This window comes from Kitasatospora sp. NPDC048545, assembly GCF_040651155.1.
Classification (GTDB): domain Bacteria; phylum Actinomycetota; class Actinomycetes; order Streptomycetales; family Streptomycetaceae; genus Kitasatospora.
In genome coordinates, this window is the sequence record NZ_JBEZIQ010000055.1 from 32,458 (window position 1) to 46,502 (window position 14,045).

At 73.4% G+C, this 14,045-nt stretch carries 17 protein-coding genes; 13 read left to right on the forward strand and 4 right to left on the reverse strand.

What is annotated here, in order from left to right; all coding sequences use genetic code 11:
• Positions 1 to 145: 145 nt before the first annotated feature.
• From AB0D10_RS36295 to AB0D10_RS36315, 5 genes are all read left to right on the forward strand, one after another.
• Positions 146 to 880, forward strand: a complete 735-nt coding sequence (locus AB0D10_RS36295; protein WP_360264035.1) for a DUF2993 domain-containing protein — start codon at positions 146 to 148, stop codon at positions 878 to 880.
• Positions 881 to 1,189: 309 nt separating this feature from the next.
• Complete coding sequence (locus tag AB0D10_RS36300) at positions 1,190 to 1,270, forward strand: Ms5788A family Cys-rich leader peptide (protein WP_350517234.1); 81 nt, start codon at positions 1,190 to 1,192, stop codon at positions 1,268 to 1,270.
• A 232-nt stretch (positions 1,271 to 1,502) separates the two neighbouring features.
• Positions 1,503 to 2,339 carry a sulfurtransferase gene (locus AB0D10_RS36305; protein WP_360264038.1) on the forward strand — a complete coding sequence of 279 codons (837 nt, stop codon included), beginning with the start codon at positions 1,503 to 1,505 and terminating at the stop codon, positions 2,337 to 2,339.
• A 38-nt stretch (positions 2,340 to 2,377) separates the two neighbouring features.
• Entirely contained in the window at positions 2,378 to 2,668 is a 291-nt protein-coding gene (locus tag AB0D10_RS36310; RefSeq protein ID WP_030244525.1) for a DUF1416 domain-containing protein, read from the forward strand.
• Between the two features lie 146 nt (positions 2,669 to 2,814).
• A complete protein-coding gene (locus AB0D10_RS36315) occupies positions 2,815 to 3,087 on the forward strand; it encodes a DUF3099 domain-containing protein (RefSeq protein WP_360264041.1) in 273 nt (90 codons plus the stop codon).
• A gap of 33 nt (positions 3,088 to 3,120) precedes the next feature.
• On the opposite strand, the gene AB0D10_RS36320 is transcribed toward AB0D10_RS36315, so the two are convergent.
• Positions 3,121 to 3,483 carry a DsrE family protein gene (locus AB0D10_RS36320; RefSeq protein ID WP_360264044.1) on the reverse strand — a complete coding sequence of 121 codons (363 nt, stop codon included), beginning with the start codon at positions 3,481 to 3,483 and terminating at the stop codon, positions 3,121 to 3,123.
• 349 nt (positions 3,484 to 3,832) lie between these two features.
• Here AB0D10_RS36320 and AB0D10_RS36325 point away from each other — a divergent pair, with 349 nt between their 5' ends.
• The 3 genes from AB0D10_RS36325 (at position 3,833) to AB0D10_RS36335 (ending at position 5,984) form a co-directional block, all read left to right on the forward strand.
• Positions 3,833 to 4,435, forward strand: coding sequence for an FABP family protein (locus AB0D10_RS36325; RefSeq protein ID WP_360264047.1), 603 nt, complete (start codon positions 3,833 to 3,835; stop codon positions 4,433 to 4,435).
• A 102-nt stretch (positions 4,436 to 4,537) separates the two neighbouring features.
• The gene (locus AB0D10_RS36330) at positions 4,538 to 5,002 is read left to right on the forward strand and encodes a Fur family transcriptional regulator (RefSeq protein WP_360264050.1); all 465 of its coding nucleotides are present in this window, start codon (positions 4,538 to 4,540) and stop codon (positions 5,000 to 5,002) included.
• A gap of 19 nt (positions 5,003 to 5,021) precedes the next feature.
• Positions 5,022 to 5,984, forward strand: coding sequence for a folate-binding protein (locus AB0D10_RS36335; protein ID WP_360264122.1), 963 nt, complete (start codon positions 5,022 to 5,024; stop codon positions 5,982 to 5,984).
• 64 nt (positions 5,985 to 6,048) lie between these two features.
• Here the strand turns inward: AB0D10_RS36335 and dtd are convergent, their stop codons facing one another.
• Positions 6,049 to 6,489, reverse strand: a complete 441-nt coding sequence (gene dtd / locus AB0D10_RS36340; RefSeq protein ID WP_360264052.1) for a D-aminoacyl-tRNA deacylase — start codon at positions 6,487 to 6,489, stop codon at positions 6,049 to 6,051.
• A gap of 669 nt (positions 6,490 to 7,158) precedes the next feature.
• On the opposite strand from dtd, the gene AB0D10_RS36345 reads away from it, so the two are divergent.
• From AB0D10_RS36345 to AB0D10_RS36355, 3 genes are all read left to right on the forward strand, one after another.
• Complete coding sequence (locus tag AB0D10_RS36345; protein WP_360264055.1) at positions 7,159 to 7,779, forward strand: ABC transporter substrate-binding protein; 621 nt, start codon at positions 7,159 to 7,161, stop codon at positions 7,777 to 7,779.
• Positions 7,780 to 7,853: 74 nt separating this feature from the next.
• Complete coding sequence (locus tag AB0D10_RS36350) at positions 7,854 to 8,813, forward strand: asparaginase (RefSeq protein ID WP_360264057.1); 960 nt, start codon at positions 7,854 to 7,856, stop codon at positions 8,811 to 8,813.
• A gap of 262 nt (positions 8,814 to 9,075) precedes the next feature.
• Positions 9,076 to 9,285 (forward strand): dodecin, encoded by a 210-nt coding sequence (locus AB0D10_RS36355; protein ID WP_360264060.1) that lies wholly within the window; start codon positions 9,076 to 9,078, stop codon positions 9,283 to 9,285.
• 213 nt (positions 9,286 to 9,498) lie between these two features.
• On the opposite strand, the gene AB0D10_RS36360 is transcribed toward AB0D10_RS36355, so the two are convergent.
• Positions 9,499 to 10,167, reverse strand: coding sequence for a biliverdin-producing heme oxygenase (locus AB0D10_RS36360; protein WP_360264063.1), 669 nt, complete (start codon positions 10,165 to 10,167; stop codon positions 9,499 to 9,501).
• A 261-nt stretch (positions 10,168 to 10,428) separates the two neighbouring features.
• Positions 10,429 to 10,920 carry an inorganic diphosphatase gene (locus AB0D10_RS36365; RefSeq protein WP_360264066.1) on the reverse strand — a complete coding sequence of 164 codons (492 nt, stop codon included), beginning with the start codon at positions 10,918 to 10,920 and terminating at the stop codon, positions 10,429 to 10,431.
• Positions 10,921 to 10,996: 76 nt separating this feature from the next.
• Here AB0D10_RS36365 and dacB point away from each other — a divergent pair, with 76 nt between their 5' ends.
• Both dacB and AB0D10_RS36375 read left to right on the forward strand, forming a co-directional pair.
• Positions 10,997 to 12,619: a D-alanyl-D-alanine carboxypeptidase/D-alanyl-D-alanine-endopeptidase gene (gene dacB, locus AB0D10_RS36370; RefSeq protein ID WP_360264068.1), complete on the forward strand. Its 1,623-nt coding sequence runs from the start codon at positions 10,997 to 10,999 to the stop codon at positions 12,617 to 12,619.
• 211 nt (positions 12,620 to 12,830) lie between these two features.
• Positions 12,831 to 14,003, forward strand: coding sequence for a zinc-dependent metalloprotease (locus AB0D10_RS36375; RefSeq protein WP_360264071.1), 1,173 nt, complete (start codon positions 12,831 to 12,833; stop codon positions 14,001 to 14,003).
• Positions 14,004 to 14,045: the final 42 nt, after the last annotated feature.

Below are 14,045 nucleotides of genomic sequence, written 5' to 3' on the forward strand. Positions count from 1 at the left end.
CGGAACCATGCTCCGGGGCGGGACGTCGTACCGTCGTGCGGAGCGGCCGCGTCCGGCGGTCGCCACGGGCCGGTGGACGACGGCGACGAACGACCTGCGAACGACCTGTGAACGACCACAGCGACCGGCGACGACGGGGGACACGATGCGCGGATGGCTGAAGGCCACGATCGGCCTGGTGGTGCTCTCCGGCCTCCTGGTGGGCGCCGACCGGATCGCGGTCGGCGTGGCCGAGGACGAGGCCGCCGACCGGATCGTGCAGAGCGGCCGGATGAGCCAGCGGCCGGACGTCTCGATCGAGGGCTTCCCGTTCCTCACCCAGGTGCTGTCGATGAAGCTGGACGACGTCCGGATATCCGCCGACGGCCTCACCGTCGGTGACGGCAGCCACCAGGTGGCGCTGCACTCGTTCAAGGCGAAGCTTGCCGGCGTCAAGGTGAGCGACAGCATGAACAGCGCCACGGTGGACAACGGCACCGGCAGTGGCGTGATCTCGTACCCGGATCTCGCGCAGCTGCTGCCGCCGGCCTCACAGCTGCTGCACGGCGCCAAGCTGCCGGTGGGCAGCACCACCCGGCTGAGCCTGTCGTACGGCGGCCCGGGCAAGGTCAAGGCCTCGCTGGGGCCGATCGCGATCGGCGAGGGCACCGTGCACAACGACGGGAACACCGTGACGGTGGACGGCTTCCGGCTGACTTCCCTGGCGGGGATGGTCGCCGGGATGGCCAACCAGCAGATCGAGCCGATGAGCTTCACGCTGGACACGCTGCCGGCCGGGTTGAAGCTGGCCGCCAAGGACGGCGACAAGGACGGCGTGGCGCCGCTGCCGGAGGGTCTCCAGCTGACCTTCGACGGCAAGGGCGTCAAGCTCCTGGGCTGATCCCGCCGTCGTCGTCCTGCTGCCCGTCGTCCCGCCGAGGGTCCGGGAGGGCCGGGGGCCGGGAGTCCAAGGTCCGTCGGGTCTCCGAATCCGTGATCTTCATACCGCCGAAACGTTCCGCTCCGCGAGACGCGCTGTCCAGCGCGGACCGCGGAGCGGTGGTGTTTCCGCCCGTTGCGTGCCGCTGAGGGGCGGCCGGGCCGGGCCCGACGGGTCGGACGAAGGCCAAATCTTGCAATGTGGATGTTTTGATCTCAATATTCGATACGCTGATGACAGCGGGCCGTCGGTGTCCCTAGCATCGTCGGCATGAAGCGACAGACGGACCTCACGAAGCGGCGGGCGGTAGACCTGTGCCGCGTGGCCGCCTGTCTGTGTCGAATGCGCTGACTCGGCATCCCGGCAGGGCAGTTGAAGCCCGCCGCCGATCTCCCCGGTGACCGTTCCCGGCCGCAGTCGCGGGCCGGCGCCGATGTACTCCGCAGTCTCCTGCCCCGCCGCACCGGTCCACCCGCGTTGTCCCAGTATTCGGACAGGGATTCGGACCGTACCCGCCGGGCGCTCCTGCAGTACCCCCCTGAGCAGCACCTTCCGCAAACCGCCCTCGGATGGAGAACCCACCATGAGCCGCAGCGACGTCCTGGTCGACGCCGACTGGGTCCAGGCCCACCTGGACGACCCGAAGGTCGTCATCGTCGAGGTCGACGAGGACACCTCCGCCTACGAGAAGAACCACATCCGCAACGCCGTCCGGATCGACTGGAAGCAGGACCTCCAGGACCCGGTCCGCCGCGACTTCATCGACCAGGCCGGCTTCGAGGCACTGCTCAGCGCCAAGGGCATCGCCAACGACGACACCGTCGTCCTGTACGGCGGCAACAACAACTGGTTCGCCTCGTACGCCTACTGGTACTTCAAGCTGTACGGCCACGGCGACGTCCGCCTGCTGGACGGCGGCCGCAAGAAGTGGGAGCTGGACTCCCGCGACCTGGTCTCCGAGGTGCCGGCCCGCCCGGCCACCGAGTACGCGGCGCAGCCCGCCGACTCGTCGATCCGCGCCTTCCGCGACGACGTGATCGCCGCCATCGGCACCCTGAACCTGGTCGACGTCCGCTCGCCCGACGAGTTCTCCGGCAAGCTGCTCGCCCCGGCCCACCTCCCGCAGGAGCAGTCGCAGCGCCCCGGCCACGTGCCGAGCGCCCGCAACATCCCGTGGGCCAAGAACGCCAACGACGACGGCACCTTCAAGAGCGACGACGAGCTCAAGGCGCTGTACGAGGCCGAGGGCGTCGACCTGGCGACGGACACCATCGCCTACTGCCGCATCGGCGAGCGCTCCGCGCTCACCTGGTTCGTGCTGCACGAGCTGCTCGGCCAGGAGAACGTCAAGAACTACGACGGCTCGTGGACCGAGTACGGCAGCCTGGTCGGCGTGCCGATCGAGCTCGGCAGCAACTGAGCCTCCGGCTCGACCCGTAAGTCAGAAGGGAAACAGACATGTGCGGTGCGAAGGCCGGCGGCCCGGACCTGGCAGGAGTTGACGTGGCGAACGAGACGATCATCCAGGGTTCGGTGACCCGCGACGGTGAGCCGGTCAACGGCTACGTCCGGCTGCTGGACGAGGGCGGAGAGTTCACGGCCGAGGTGCCCACCTCGGCGACCGGCCAGTTCCGGTTCTTCGCCCGCCCGGGCAAGTGGACCCTGCGGGCGCTGGTGCCGGGCCAGACCGTGGACCGTCAGGTGGTGGCCTCCCAGGGCGCCGCCGTCGAGGTCGCGATCGCGGTCTGACCGCCTCCCGACCGGAGCGCGTAGACCGGAGCGCGTGGACCGGAGCGTGCGGACTGCCGCGCGCGGACCGGTGCGCGGCCACCCGAGTGCGGACGACACTCCGAGGGCCCCTGCCGTGCAGGGGCCCTCGGCCGTACCGTGGAGGAGTGCAGGCAAGGCGGCGGCGTCGCTACTACTTCGCCATGATGGGCGTGTGCCTGGGCCTGTTCGTCATGGCCTGGGGCGTGGTGCGGTTCTTCTCGGTCGGCGCGGCGATCGGCATGTGCGTGGTCGCGATGGTGATCCCGCCGGCCGCCGCGGTGTTCGCCAACAAGCGGGACCCGGACGACGACTGGTGGAACGACCCGCGCTGGGACGACCCGAAGTGGGAGGATCCCGGCCACGACCGGGACCACCCCGACCACGAGCAGCGTCCGTAGCCGTCGGCGCACATCAGGGTTCGGCGGCGCCCGTCAGTACACGAGGGCCTGGACGCCGTCCGCCATGATCTCGCTGACGAAGACCTGCGCGCCCGCGATCCGGACGCCCTCGACGGTGTCCTTCTGCTCGATCCCGCGCCGGGCCGCGCACTGGGTGCACAGCGTCACCGAGCCGGCCGCCCGGATCGACTCCAACAGGTCCGGCAGCGGTGCCGCGTGCGGCAGTTCGAACTCCGCCGCCCGGCCCGGCAGCGCGAACCAGGAGGACTCGCCGGTCAGCCAGAGCGAGACCTCGATCCCACTGGCGACGGCCACCGCCGCCACCGTGAACGCCTGCGAGCACCGCTCCGGCGCGTCCGCACCTGCGGTGACCTTGATGACCAGTTTCTTCGACATGGCGACACCTTAGAGCGCCCGCCACCCCCGCCGTCCGTCATCCCCGGAACCCGCGGGCAAAGCTTGAGCGGCGTGGTAGCACCGGCGCGGAACCGCGACGTGGTGGGGCTCACCGCGACCGGCCGTGGCCCGACGGATAGAGTGAGCGCAGCAAAATCCACCACACTGTCGCCGCCTGGGAGCCCCCCGTGTCCGGTCTGGAAATGTTCTTCGACGGTCTGCTGGCCCTCATGGCCGTGCTGATCACCTGGTTCGCCATCTTCTCGGTGATGAAGCTGTACCAGGGCCAGCGCTGAGCCTGCCGTACGGTTGAGGCAGCCCCACACCGACGACGACAGCGACCAGGAACATGATCGAGATCCCTTCCGACCTCCACAAGGACGTCGTCCCGCTCGCCTTCCTCCTCGGCACCTGGGAGGGCGCGGGCGTCTACGCCCCTCTGCCGGGTGAAGGGGGCCCCGGCGCGGAGAAGTGCAACTTCGGCCAGGAGATCGTGATCCGGCACGACGGCCGCCCCTTCCTGGAGTTCCGCTCCCGCACCTGGGTGCTGGACAACGAGGGCGAGAAGGTCCGCCCGCTGGAGAACGAGCACGCGTTCTGGCGCATCACGAGCAACCACGACGGCACCAGCGGCGCCCGGGGGATCGAGATCTCCTCCGTCCGTGACGACGGCACCGTCGAGATCTGGTACGGCGAGCTGGCCGACGGCAAGCCCCAGGTCGACGTCTCCACCGACGCCGTGGCCCGGATCGAGGGCTCGCCGGAGTACTCGGGCGGCAAGCGTCTGTACGGCTTCGTCAACAGCGAGCTGCTCTGGGTCGGCGAGAAGGCCGCGCCGAACGTGCCGCTGCGCCCGTACATGTCCGCGCAGCTGAAGAAGGTGCTCAGCCCGGCCCAGCTGATCAAGGACATCAACGACCTGCCGGACGACGGCATCGCCTTCTTCAAGTAGGCACGACCCGTGTGACGGCACAGTCGTGCACGAGGTAGGGACCGGCCCGCGGCCGGTCCCTACACTTGCATCAGGACCCCCGACCTTGGCAGGGACAGCACCGTGGCGGACACCGGCACCACCGACTGGCAGCTCTCCGGCGACTGGAAGACCGACCTGCGCGAGCGCGGCTACCGCCTCACCCCGCAGCGGCAGCTCGTGCTGGAGGCCGTCGACGCCCTCGACCACGCCACCCCGGACGACATCCTCTGTCACGTCCGGCGGACCGCCAGCGGCATCAACATCTCCACCGTCTACCGGACCCTGGAGCTGCTGGAGGAACTGGGCCTGGTCTCGCACGCCCACCTCGGCCACGGTGCCCCGACCTACCACCTGGCCGGCCGCCACCACCACCTGCACCTGGTCTGCCGGGACTGCGAGAAGGTCACCGAGACCGACACCGAGATCGCCCAGCCGCTGATCGACAGCCTGCGCGCGCAGCACGGCTTCGACACCGACCTCAAGCACTTCGCCATCTTCGGCCGCTGTGCCGACTGCACCGCCAAGCTCGCCGGGGACCGGCCGTAAGCTGGCCGGTATGACCGGTGTGAAGAGCCCGCTGCTTGCCCTGCCCGGAGCCGTCCCCGCCGAGGGGGCCGACGAGGGCGTCGCCGCCCACTACGGCGACATCTTCCGCGAGCAACGCAACCTCGCGCGGGGCACCGGCTTCGTCGACCTCTCGCACCGCGGGGTCGTCACCGTCACCGGCGCGGACCGCCTCTCCTGGCTGCACCTGCTGCTCACCCAGCACGTCAGCGAACTGGCGCCGCAGCAGGCGGCCGAGGCACTGGTGCTCTCCCCGAACGGGCACGTCGAGCACGCCCTCTACCTGGTGGACGACGGCACCACCACCTGGGCGCACGTCGAGCCGGGCACCCAGGGCGCGCTGGTCGCCTACCTGGAGAGCATGAAGTTCTTCTACCGGGTGGAGGTCGCCGACGCGACCGCCGAATACGCCGTGGTCCACCTGCCGGCCGGCTCCGCCGCCTCCGTCGAGGGCGTCGCCGCCGTCCGCGAACTCCCTTACGGGCGCGACCTGTTCGTGCCACGCGCCGACCTGGAGAAGCTCACCTCCGGATACGGCCCGGCCGCCGGGATCTGGGCCTACGAGGCGCTGCGGATCGAGGGCCACCGGCCCCGGCTCGGCTTCGAGACCGACCACCGGACCATCCCGCACGAGGTGGACTGGCTGCGCACCGCCGTGCACCTGCAGAAGGGCTGCTACCGCGGCCAGGAGACCGTCGCCCGGGTGCACAACCTGGGCCGCCCGCCGCGCCGGCTGGTCTTCCTGCACCTGGACGGCACCGAGGAGTCGCTGCCCCCGCACGGCACCGAGGTGCGGCTGGCCACCGACCCGGACGGCCGGGCGCTCGGCTTCGTGACCTCCTCGGCCCGGCACCACGAGCTGGGGCCGATCGCGCTGGCGATCGTCAAGCGGAACGTCCCGGTGGACGCGGTGCTGCTGGCCGGGACGGTGCCGGGCACCCAGGACGTGATCGTCCCGCAGTAGGCCGCGCCGGGCGCCGGGCCGGTCCGGTCGGGCCCGCGCCCGGATCCGTGCCCGGCCGGGACGCTCAGACCTCGACGAGGACGGTGAACGGGCCGTCGTTCACCAGCGCCACCTGCATGTCGGCGCCGAACCGGCCCGTCTCCACCTTGGCGCCCAGCGCCCGCAGCCGGGCGACCACCTCGTCCACCAGCGGTTCGGCGACCGGGCCGGGGGCGGCGGCGTTCCAGGTGGGACGACGGCCCTTGCGGGCGTCTCCGTAGAGGGTGAACTGGCTGATCACCAGGAGCGGGGCGCCGAGGTCCGAGCAGCTCTGCTCGACGCCCTCCTCGTTCGCCGGCAGCAGCCGCAGCGTCCAGAGCTTGCGGGCCAGTTGGGCGGCCTTGTCGGGGGTGTCGTCGTGGGTGACGCCGACCAGGACGCAGAGCCCGGGCCCCTCGATCGCGCCGACGGTCTCACCGGCCACGGTCACCCGGGCCTCGCTCACTCGCTGCACCACTGCTCGCATGCCGTCATTGTGCCGGAGGGCGCCGACGGCCCCGGGCGGGAGGGGGCCGGGGCTCCCGGCCCCTGCGACCGCGCTCCGCACACGGCCGCGTGCCCCCGCGCGCGCCGCCGGGTCCGCCTCGCCCGGCCCCCGCCTCCCGCGTCGCGTCGCCCGTACGCCCCCGCCTCCCGCGTCGCGTCGCCCGTACGCCCCCGCCGTGTCCCGCCGTGTCCCCCACGTGCGTCACAGAGGTCTCTCAGGGCGCACACGAGGGGCGCGTAGGAGGATGCCGCACGCCATGACGTGAGCGCCTGCGCCGGGGCAGGCGCCGCGCTTCCTGCGGAAAGGTCCGGTCATACCAGCCACCCCCGTTCGCCAGGGGGCCGTTCGGGTGCACGGGCGGTGCGCGCGCGCCGGGCGGGGTGGCACGCTGGTGGCCGTACGAAGGGTCCGGGGCGCCATCAGGTCCGCCGCGCCGGGCCCCGGGTTCGGCCGGGCGGTCGAGCCGGTGGGTCAGGTGTTCTGGCGGCGTCGCCCCGACGGGTGGTCGCGGCCGGGGAGCGGAACCTCCGGGGGCTCCCGGGCGTGCCACGCACGGAACGCCGAGCCCGTCGGGGGACGGGCCGGACCGGCGGCAGGGACGGGGTGCCGCGAGCGGGCGGGATCGGACGACGGCAGGTGGGTTGGGTGATGGACGCGAGCAGCGCGGCGCGGGACCGGGCCGGGCAGGTGGTACGGGCCCCCGGGGCCCCGCGCGGCCCGGTGGCGGGTGCGGAGGGCGAGCCGGACCTGGGGCGGCTGGGCCTGGACCAGCTGCGGGTGTTGCGCCGGGAGACCATGGAGCAGGAGGCCGACCTGTCGTACCTGCGGCGGCTGCTGCACGGGCGGATGGACATCCTGCGAGCCGAGCTCGACCGGCGTCCCGGCGCGGGCCCGGTCCGGGCGGTCGGCGCGCCCGGCCCCGACCCGGTCCCCGGCGACCTGCTGGACCGGCTGCCGGCCATCCTGACCGACGCGCCCTCCACCGTGCGGCGCTCGGCCCGGCACGTCACCCTCGGCCTGCCGCGCACCCGGGAGTCCCGGCTGGAGGCGGACGCGCTGATGGGCGACGTCCAGCTGGCCGACCTGGCGGCCCACCCGACCGAGGAGCTGCAGGCCGCCCTGGAGCGGCTTCGCGCGCACGAGCGGGAGGTGTCCGGCCGGCGTCAGCGGCTGCTGCGCACGGCCGACGGTTGCAATGCCGAGATCACCCGCAGGTACCGTGATGGGGAAGCACGGGTCGACGACCTGCTCGCAGGGGGGCCGCTCTGACCGGGTGAGTCGCTGCGGGCGGGTGGGGCCCGGCTCGCTCCCGGCTCACCCTCGCCCCGGAAGGCCCACCCCCCATGCCCCAGCTCGCCACCGCGCCCGTGCTCGCCGAGGTCATACGATCCGGCTTCGTCGAGGGCCGCCACCACGGGTCCCTGGTGCTGCTCGCCGCCGACGGCTCGGTCGAGTTCGCGCTGGGCGACCCGGACGCGCCGGTCTTCCCGCGGTCGACGGCCAAGCCGTTCCAGGCGGTCGCCACGCTGCGGGCCGGGCTGGCGATCGAGGGTGAGCTGCTGGCGCTGGCGGCCTCCAGCCACTCCGCAGAATCGTTTCACCTCGACGGCGTGCGGGCCATCCTCGCCTCCGCCGGGCTCGACGAATCGGCCCTGCGCACCCCGGCCGACCTGCCGCTGGACGAGACCGAGGCGGAGCTGCTGCTCGGCGCCGGCGGCCACCGCGCCCCGATCCTGATGGACTGCTCCGGCAAGCACGCCGGCTGGCTCGCCGCCTGCGTGGCCAACGGCTGGGACACCGAGAGCTACCTCGACCCGGCCCACCCGATCCAGCGGCTGGCGCGCGAGGCCCTGGAGGAGGGCACCGGCGAGACCCCCGCGCACGCCGGTGTCGACGGCTGCGGCGCCCCGCTGCTGGCCGTCACCCTGACCGGCCTGGCCCGCAGCTACCGCGGCCTGGTGCTGGCCGCCACGGGGACCGCGCCGCGCCGGGTGGCCGACGCGATGCGCACCCACCCCGAGTACGTGGCCGGCACCCGCCGGGCCGACACCTGGCTGATGCGGGCGGTCCCCGGCGCGCTGTCCAAGATGGGCGCCGAGGCCGTCCAGGTGGTGGCCCTGCCGGACGGCCGGGCGCTGGCCTTCAAGATCGACGACGGTGGCGAGCGCGCCCGCGGACCGGTCCTGGCGGCCGCCCTGCGCCGGCTCGGGGTGACCGGCGCGGAGGAGACCGTCGAGCGGATCGGCGCGGCTCCGCTGCTCGGCGGCGGCGCCGCGGTCGGACAGGTGCAGGCGGCCTTCTAGGGCCTGCGGGGGGTGGCCTTCCAGGGCCGGCTCGGCCGGCCTCCCAGGGCCTGTTGGGACGGCCTCCCCGGGCCTGCTGGGGCGGAGTTCCGGGGCCGGGCGGGCCCCGCGGGCCGGAACTGACCCCGGGCCCGCGGTCAGGAGCCGCTCGGGAGCCCGTCGGACCCCTGCACGGAGAACGGCGGCCGCCCGCCGGGGTGCGGGCGGCGCGGCGGCGGTGCACGGTGGACCGGGGGCCGTCGCACAGCTGAGGGAGTCCGCCATGACCGACCACGTGTACCGGGTGACCGAGATCGTCGGGTCGTCGACCGAGAGCATCGACGCCGCCATCCGCAACGGGGTGGAGCGGGCCGCCCAGACGCTGCGCAACCTCGACTGGTTCGAGGTCTCGCAGGTCCGGGGCCATCTGGAGGACGGCCGGATCAAGCACTTCCAGGTCTGCATGAAGGTCGGCTTCCGGCTGGAGGACTGACCCGGGTCAGCCCCGCTCCGGCAGCACCGGCAGCACCGGCGGCACCCCGGTGGTCCCGCTGCTCGCACCGCGGCGGGTCTGCTGCCGGTCGGCGGCAGCGCCGTCGTGCTGGTGTGCAACTGCCTTGTGCCAAAAGGGCCTGAGGAGGCATCAGGGGTCTGCATCGGCGGGCGGTCGCCCGCCGGGGCCGACCCCGTTGTCGCGTGGAAGCGGCTACGCGCCCAGTGGGTAGCGGGTGTCGAGGTCACGGAAGACCGCCCCGTTGAGCGCGAAGGCCCGCTTGCACTCCTCGACCACCCGGCGCCGCTCGACCTCGTCCATCGCGGCCCCTGCCGTGTCCAGCCTGGCCCGGTAGTCGCGCTTGAAGGCGGCCGGGTTGTCGACCTCCTCGAAGACGTAGAACCGCACGCCGTCGCCCTTGCGCGCGATGCCCCAGGTCTTCTCCGCGATGCCCCGGATGATCTGGCCGCCCGACAGGTCACCGAGGTAGCGGGTGTAGTGGTGCGCGATGTACCCGGCCGGCCACCCGGTGGCCAGCTCCTCGACCCGTGCGACGTACGCGGCGGTGGCCGGGAGAGGCGCCAGGCCGTCCCGCCAGTCGGGGCCGCGCAGGTGCGCCAGGTCGTGCTCGATGGCGGCGGTGCGCAGCAGCGACCGGTCGACGAAGGGCCCGGCCAGGGGGTGTGCGGCGAGCTGCTCGGTCCGGCTCTCCAGGGCCCGGTAGACGTACCAGAGTTGGCCGGTGAGGTCGGCGTACGCCTCGATCCCGAGCTGTCCGCCGAGCAGGCGGCTCATGAACGAGGAGTGTTCGGCCGCCTCGTGCTCCTCGCTGCTGGCGGTGCGGAGCACGGTGGAGAACGGGAGGGTCTCGGGCGCGGGCATGCGGCCTCCAGGGATCGGCTGTGGCCGGGTCGGCTTCGACCCCGACATATTGGTTAGCCTAACCTGACCTCTCGGGTTGTCGACAGTCTGTCGGCAACCCGTTCCGCGAGGGGTCCCGGGCCCGGTTGTGACCCGGGCCGGCTGCGACACGGCCCCGGGTGCGACAGGGGCCGGGGTCCGCGGACGAATCCGTGAACCCCGGCCCCGCGCTGTCCCGACCTACCTCGAACTGCCCTGATCGAACGAGATCGGAACGACGGCTCAGTGACCGCCCTGGTCCGCCAGACGCTTGATCGAAGCGGTGACCTCGGCCTCGGCCTCGGAGCGGCCGACCCAGTTGGCGCCCTCGACGGACTTGCCGGGCTCCAGGTCCTTGTAGACCTCGAAGAAGTGCTGGATCTCCAGGCGGTCGAACTCCGACACGTGGTGGATGTCGCGCAGGTGCTCCCAACGCGGGTCGGTCGCCGGGACGCAGAGCAGCTTGTCGTCGCCGCCGGCCTCGTCGGTCATGTGGAACATGCCGATGGCGCGGCACTTGATGAGGCAACCCGGGAAGGTCGGCTCGTCCAGGATGACCAGGGCGTCCAGCGGGTCGCCGTCCTCGCCGAGCGTGCCCTCGACGTAGCCGTAGTCCGCCGGGTAACGGGTCGAGGTGAAGAGCATCCGGTCGAGCCGCAGACGGCCGGTCTCGTGGTCGACCTCGTACTTGTTACGAGAGCCCTTCGGGATTTCGATAAGGACGTCGAATTCCAACGGTTCCTCCAAGGTAGGGACTGACAGAATCCAAGTGTCTCCTACGGGAGTGAGTGCTCGGGAAAGGGGCCGGTCGGTGGGCGCTGGGGGAGGGGCGGCTCGCCGCCGCAGGGGGACGGCCGCGGGGCTGTTCGGGGCGGCGGTCCTGGTCGCCGGAACGGTCCTGACCGCGAGCGGTGCGTACGCCCAGCCGTCCCCGGTCCCGGGCGGGCACAGCGCCGGGCACGGCGAGGACGACGACCGCGACAGCGGGGACGGGCACGACGGCAGGAAGGGCGACCACGGGAAGGTCGGCGCCGGGCCCGGGTCCGGCGAAGGCCGGAGTGCCACGCCCGGCCGCCGGTCCGGATCGCCCGCCTCCGCGCCGGCCTCCGCGCCCGCCACCGGCGGCGGTGACGCGGCGGCCGCGCGACCGGGCCCCGTGCCGGGCGCCGTCCTGGCCGCCGCCGCGGCCGGTCCGGAGGCCGCGGCCCCCAGCACGCAGGGCCTGCAGCAGGCGCTCGCCGCCGTGCTCGCCGACCGGAACCTCGGTGAGGTCACCTTCGCCGTCGCGGACGCCGCCGGCGGTCAACTCCTGTACGGCTCCGGGGAGAACACCCCGGCCACGCCCGCCTCCACCACCAAACTGGCGACCTCGGTCGCGGCCCTGTCCCTGATCCCCGGCGACGCCCGACTGACCACCCGGGTGGTCCGAGGCGCGGACCCCGGCACGGTCACCCTGGTCGGCGGCGGCGACCCGACGCTCACCGCACTGCCCGCCGACCAGGTGCAGATCGGCGGCCAGCCCGCTGACGCCGACACCGCCCCCGCCTCGCTGGACGCCCTCGCCCGGCAGACCGCCGCCGCCCTCGCCGCCGCCGGCACCACCACCGTCAAGCTGGACTACGACCTGTCGCTGTACAGCGGCAACCCGCAGCACAGGAACCACGACGCGCAGAACATCGCCCTGGTCGTCCCGCTGATGGTGGACGAGGCCAAGGCGGACCCGAGGAGCCGCGAGGAGGCGCCCGACCGCGTCGCCGACCCGGCCGGTGCCGCCGCCGAGGCCTTCGCCGCCCTGCTCAGGGCCCAGGGCGTCACGGTGGAGGGCAGGGCCAGGCCCGCCGCCGCCCCGGCCGCCGCCGACGCGCCCGTCCTCGGCCGGGTCGACTCGCCCACGGTCGACCGGCTGGTCGAGCGCCTGCTGACCACCTCCGACAACCAGCTCGCCGAGGCGATCGCCCGTCAGGTCGCCCTCGCCGCCCATCAGCCGGCCGGCTTCGAGGGGGCGGCCGCTGCCGTCACCCAGGAGCTCGCCCGGCTCGGCGTGCCGATGACGGGCGTGGTCCTCGACGACGGCAGCGGCCTGCACCCGGACAACGCGATACCGCCCGCCGTCCTGGTCCGCCTCCTCTCCCTGGCCGCCTCCGAGCAGCACCCCGCGCTGCGGCCGGTCCTCACCGGCCTCCCGGTCGCCGGCTTCACCGGCACCCTCGGCAAGCGCTACGGCAGTGGCTCCGGCGCCGCCGGCGCGGCCGGCCTGATCCGCGCCAAGACCGGCACCCTCAGGGGCGTCAACACCCTCGCCGGCACCGTCGTCGACGCCGACGGCCGGCTCCTCGCCTTCGCCGTGATGACCCGCACTCCCGCGCCCGTCGACACCGCCCGCGCGGCGATGGACCGCATCGCCGCCCATCTCGCCGCCTGCGGCTGCCACTGACCCGCCCGCACCGCCCGTGCGCGGCTCCGGCGCGCCTTCCCCGGTGCTGCTCGGACCGGTGAAACGGACCGGTGAAACGGGCCGCCGAATCCAGGCCGCCGTGGGGCCGGTGTGCCCGCTGGGCCTGGACCGGCGCGGGGAGGCGGTGTCGGGGAGGGGTGTTCCGGGCAGGTGGCTGCCGTTGGTGGTGGGGAGCACGTACGGTGAGGGCATGACGAGCGCGAGTGGCGGTGCTGACATGGTCGACTGGAACCTCGCGGTCGCAACTGCGACCAGACTGGTGCGGCCGGGGCCGGAGGTGAGCCGGGCGGAAGCCGCGGCGGTGGTCGCCGAGCTGCGTCGGCACGCCCTGGAGGCGGAGGAGCACGTACGGGCGTTCACCGGCATGCGGTCGTCGAGCCTGGCGCGGGCCGCGGCGACGCCGGTCCTGGTGGTGGACCGCCCCGGGTGGGTGCGGGCCAACGTGGCGGGCTTCCGCACGGTCGTCCAGCCGCTGGTGGAGAAGCTGCAGGCCCGCCGCGCGAACAGCGCGACGGCCGGGGTGTTCGGCACGGTGGGGGAGAAGGCGACCGGCATCGAGGTCGGGGCGCTGCTGGCGTTCCTGGCGACCAAGGTGCTGGGCCAGTACGAGACCTTCGCCCCGGCCGAGCCCTCGCTGGAGGCGCCGGACAGCCCGGCGGCGCTGTTCGACAAGCCGCGGCTGGGGCCGGAGGGCCCCGGGCCGGGCCGGCTGCTGCTGGTGGCGCCGAACATCGTGCACGTCGAGCGGGAGCTGGACGTCGACCCGTCCGACTTCCGGCTCTGGGTCTGCCTGCACGAGGAGACGCACCGGACGCAGTTCACCGCGGTGCCGTGGCTGCGCGACCACATCCAGTCGGAGGTGCAGTCCTTCCTCACCGAGACGGACGTCGACCCGGGCGCGCTGCTGGACCGGCTGCGCGACGCCGCGGGTTCGTTCGGCGGGCTGCCGGGCGTGGGCGGCCGGGAGGGCGCCTCCTCGTCGAACCTGATGGAGATCGTCCAGTCGCCCGCGCAGCGCGAGATCCTCGGCCGGCTGACGGCCGTGATGTCGCTGCTGGAGGGCCACGCGGACGTGGTGATGGACGGTGTCGGCCCGGCGGTGGTGCCGACGGTCGCGGAGATCCGGGAGAAGTTCCAGCAGCGCCGGGACCGCGGTGCGAACCGGCTCGACCTGCTGCTGCGCCGGCTGCTGGGCATGGACGCCAAGCTGCGCCAGTACCAGGACGGCGCGGTGTTCGTGCGCGGGGTGGTGGAGCAGGTCGGCATGGAGGGGTTCAACCGGGTGTGGACGTCCCCGAACACCCTTCCGACCAAGGAGGAGATCCACGACCCGGCCGCCTGGGTGGCCCGGGTGGCCCGCTGAGGGCACGCACCGTGACGCGGGCGCGCCGCGAGCCGGACGGCA

Coding starts and splice junctions, on each gene's coding strand:
- AB0D10_RS36295 (WP_360264035.1), top strand. CDS start 146: ATGCGCGGATGGCTGAAGGCCACGATCGGCCTGGTGGTGCTCTCCGGC.
- AB0D10_RS36300 (WP_350517234.1), top strand. CDS start 1,190: ATGAAGCGACAGACGGACCTCACGAAGCGGCGGGCGGTAGACCTGTGC.
- AB0D10_RS36305 (WP_360264038.1), top strand. CDS start 1,503: ATGAGCCGCAGCGACGTCCTGGTCGACGCCGACTGGGTCCAGGCCCAC.
- AB0D10_RS36310 (WP_030244525.1), top strand. CDS start 2,378: ATGTGCGGTGCGAAGGCCGGCGGCCCGGACCTGGCAGGAGTTGACGTG.
- AB0D10_RS36320 (WP_360264044.1), bottom strand. CDS start 3,483: ATGTCGAAGAAACTGGTCATCAAGGTCACCGCAGGTGCGGACGCGCCG.
- AB0D10_RS36325 (WP_360264047.1), top strand. CDS start 3,833: ATGATCGAGATCCCTTCCGACCTCCACAAGGACGTCGTCCCGCTCGCC.
- dtd (WP_360264052.1), bottom strand. CDS start 6,489: ATGCGAGCAGTGGTGCAGCGAGTGAGCGAGGCCCGGGTGACCGTGGCC.
- AB0D10_RS36345 (WP_360264055.1), top strand. CDS start 7,159: ATGGACGCGAGCAGCGCGGCGCGGGACCGGGCCGGGCAGGTGGTACGG.
- AB0D10_RS36350 (WP_360264057.1), top strand. CDS start 7,854: ATGCCCCAGCTCGCCACCGCGCCCGTGCTCGCCGAGGTCATACGATCC.
- AB0D10_RS36355 (WP_360264060.1), top strand. CDS start 9,076: ATGACCGACCACGTGTACCGGGTGACCGAGATCGTCGGGTCGTCGACC.
- AB0D10_RS36360 (WP_360264063.1), bottom strand. CDS start 10,167: ATGCCCGCGCCCGAGACCCTCCCGTTCTCCACCGTGCTCCGCACCGCC.
- AB0D10_RS36375 (WP_360264071.1), top strand. CDS start 12,831: ATGACGAGCGCGAGTGGCGGTGCTGACATGGTCGACTGGAACCTCGCG.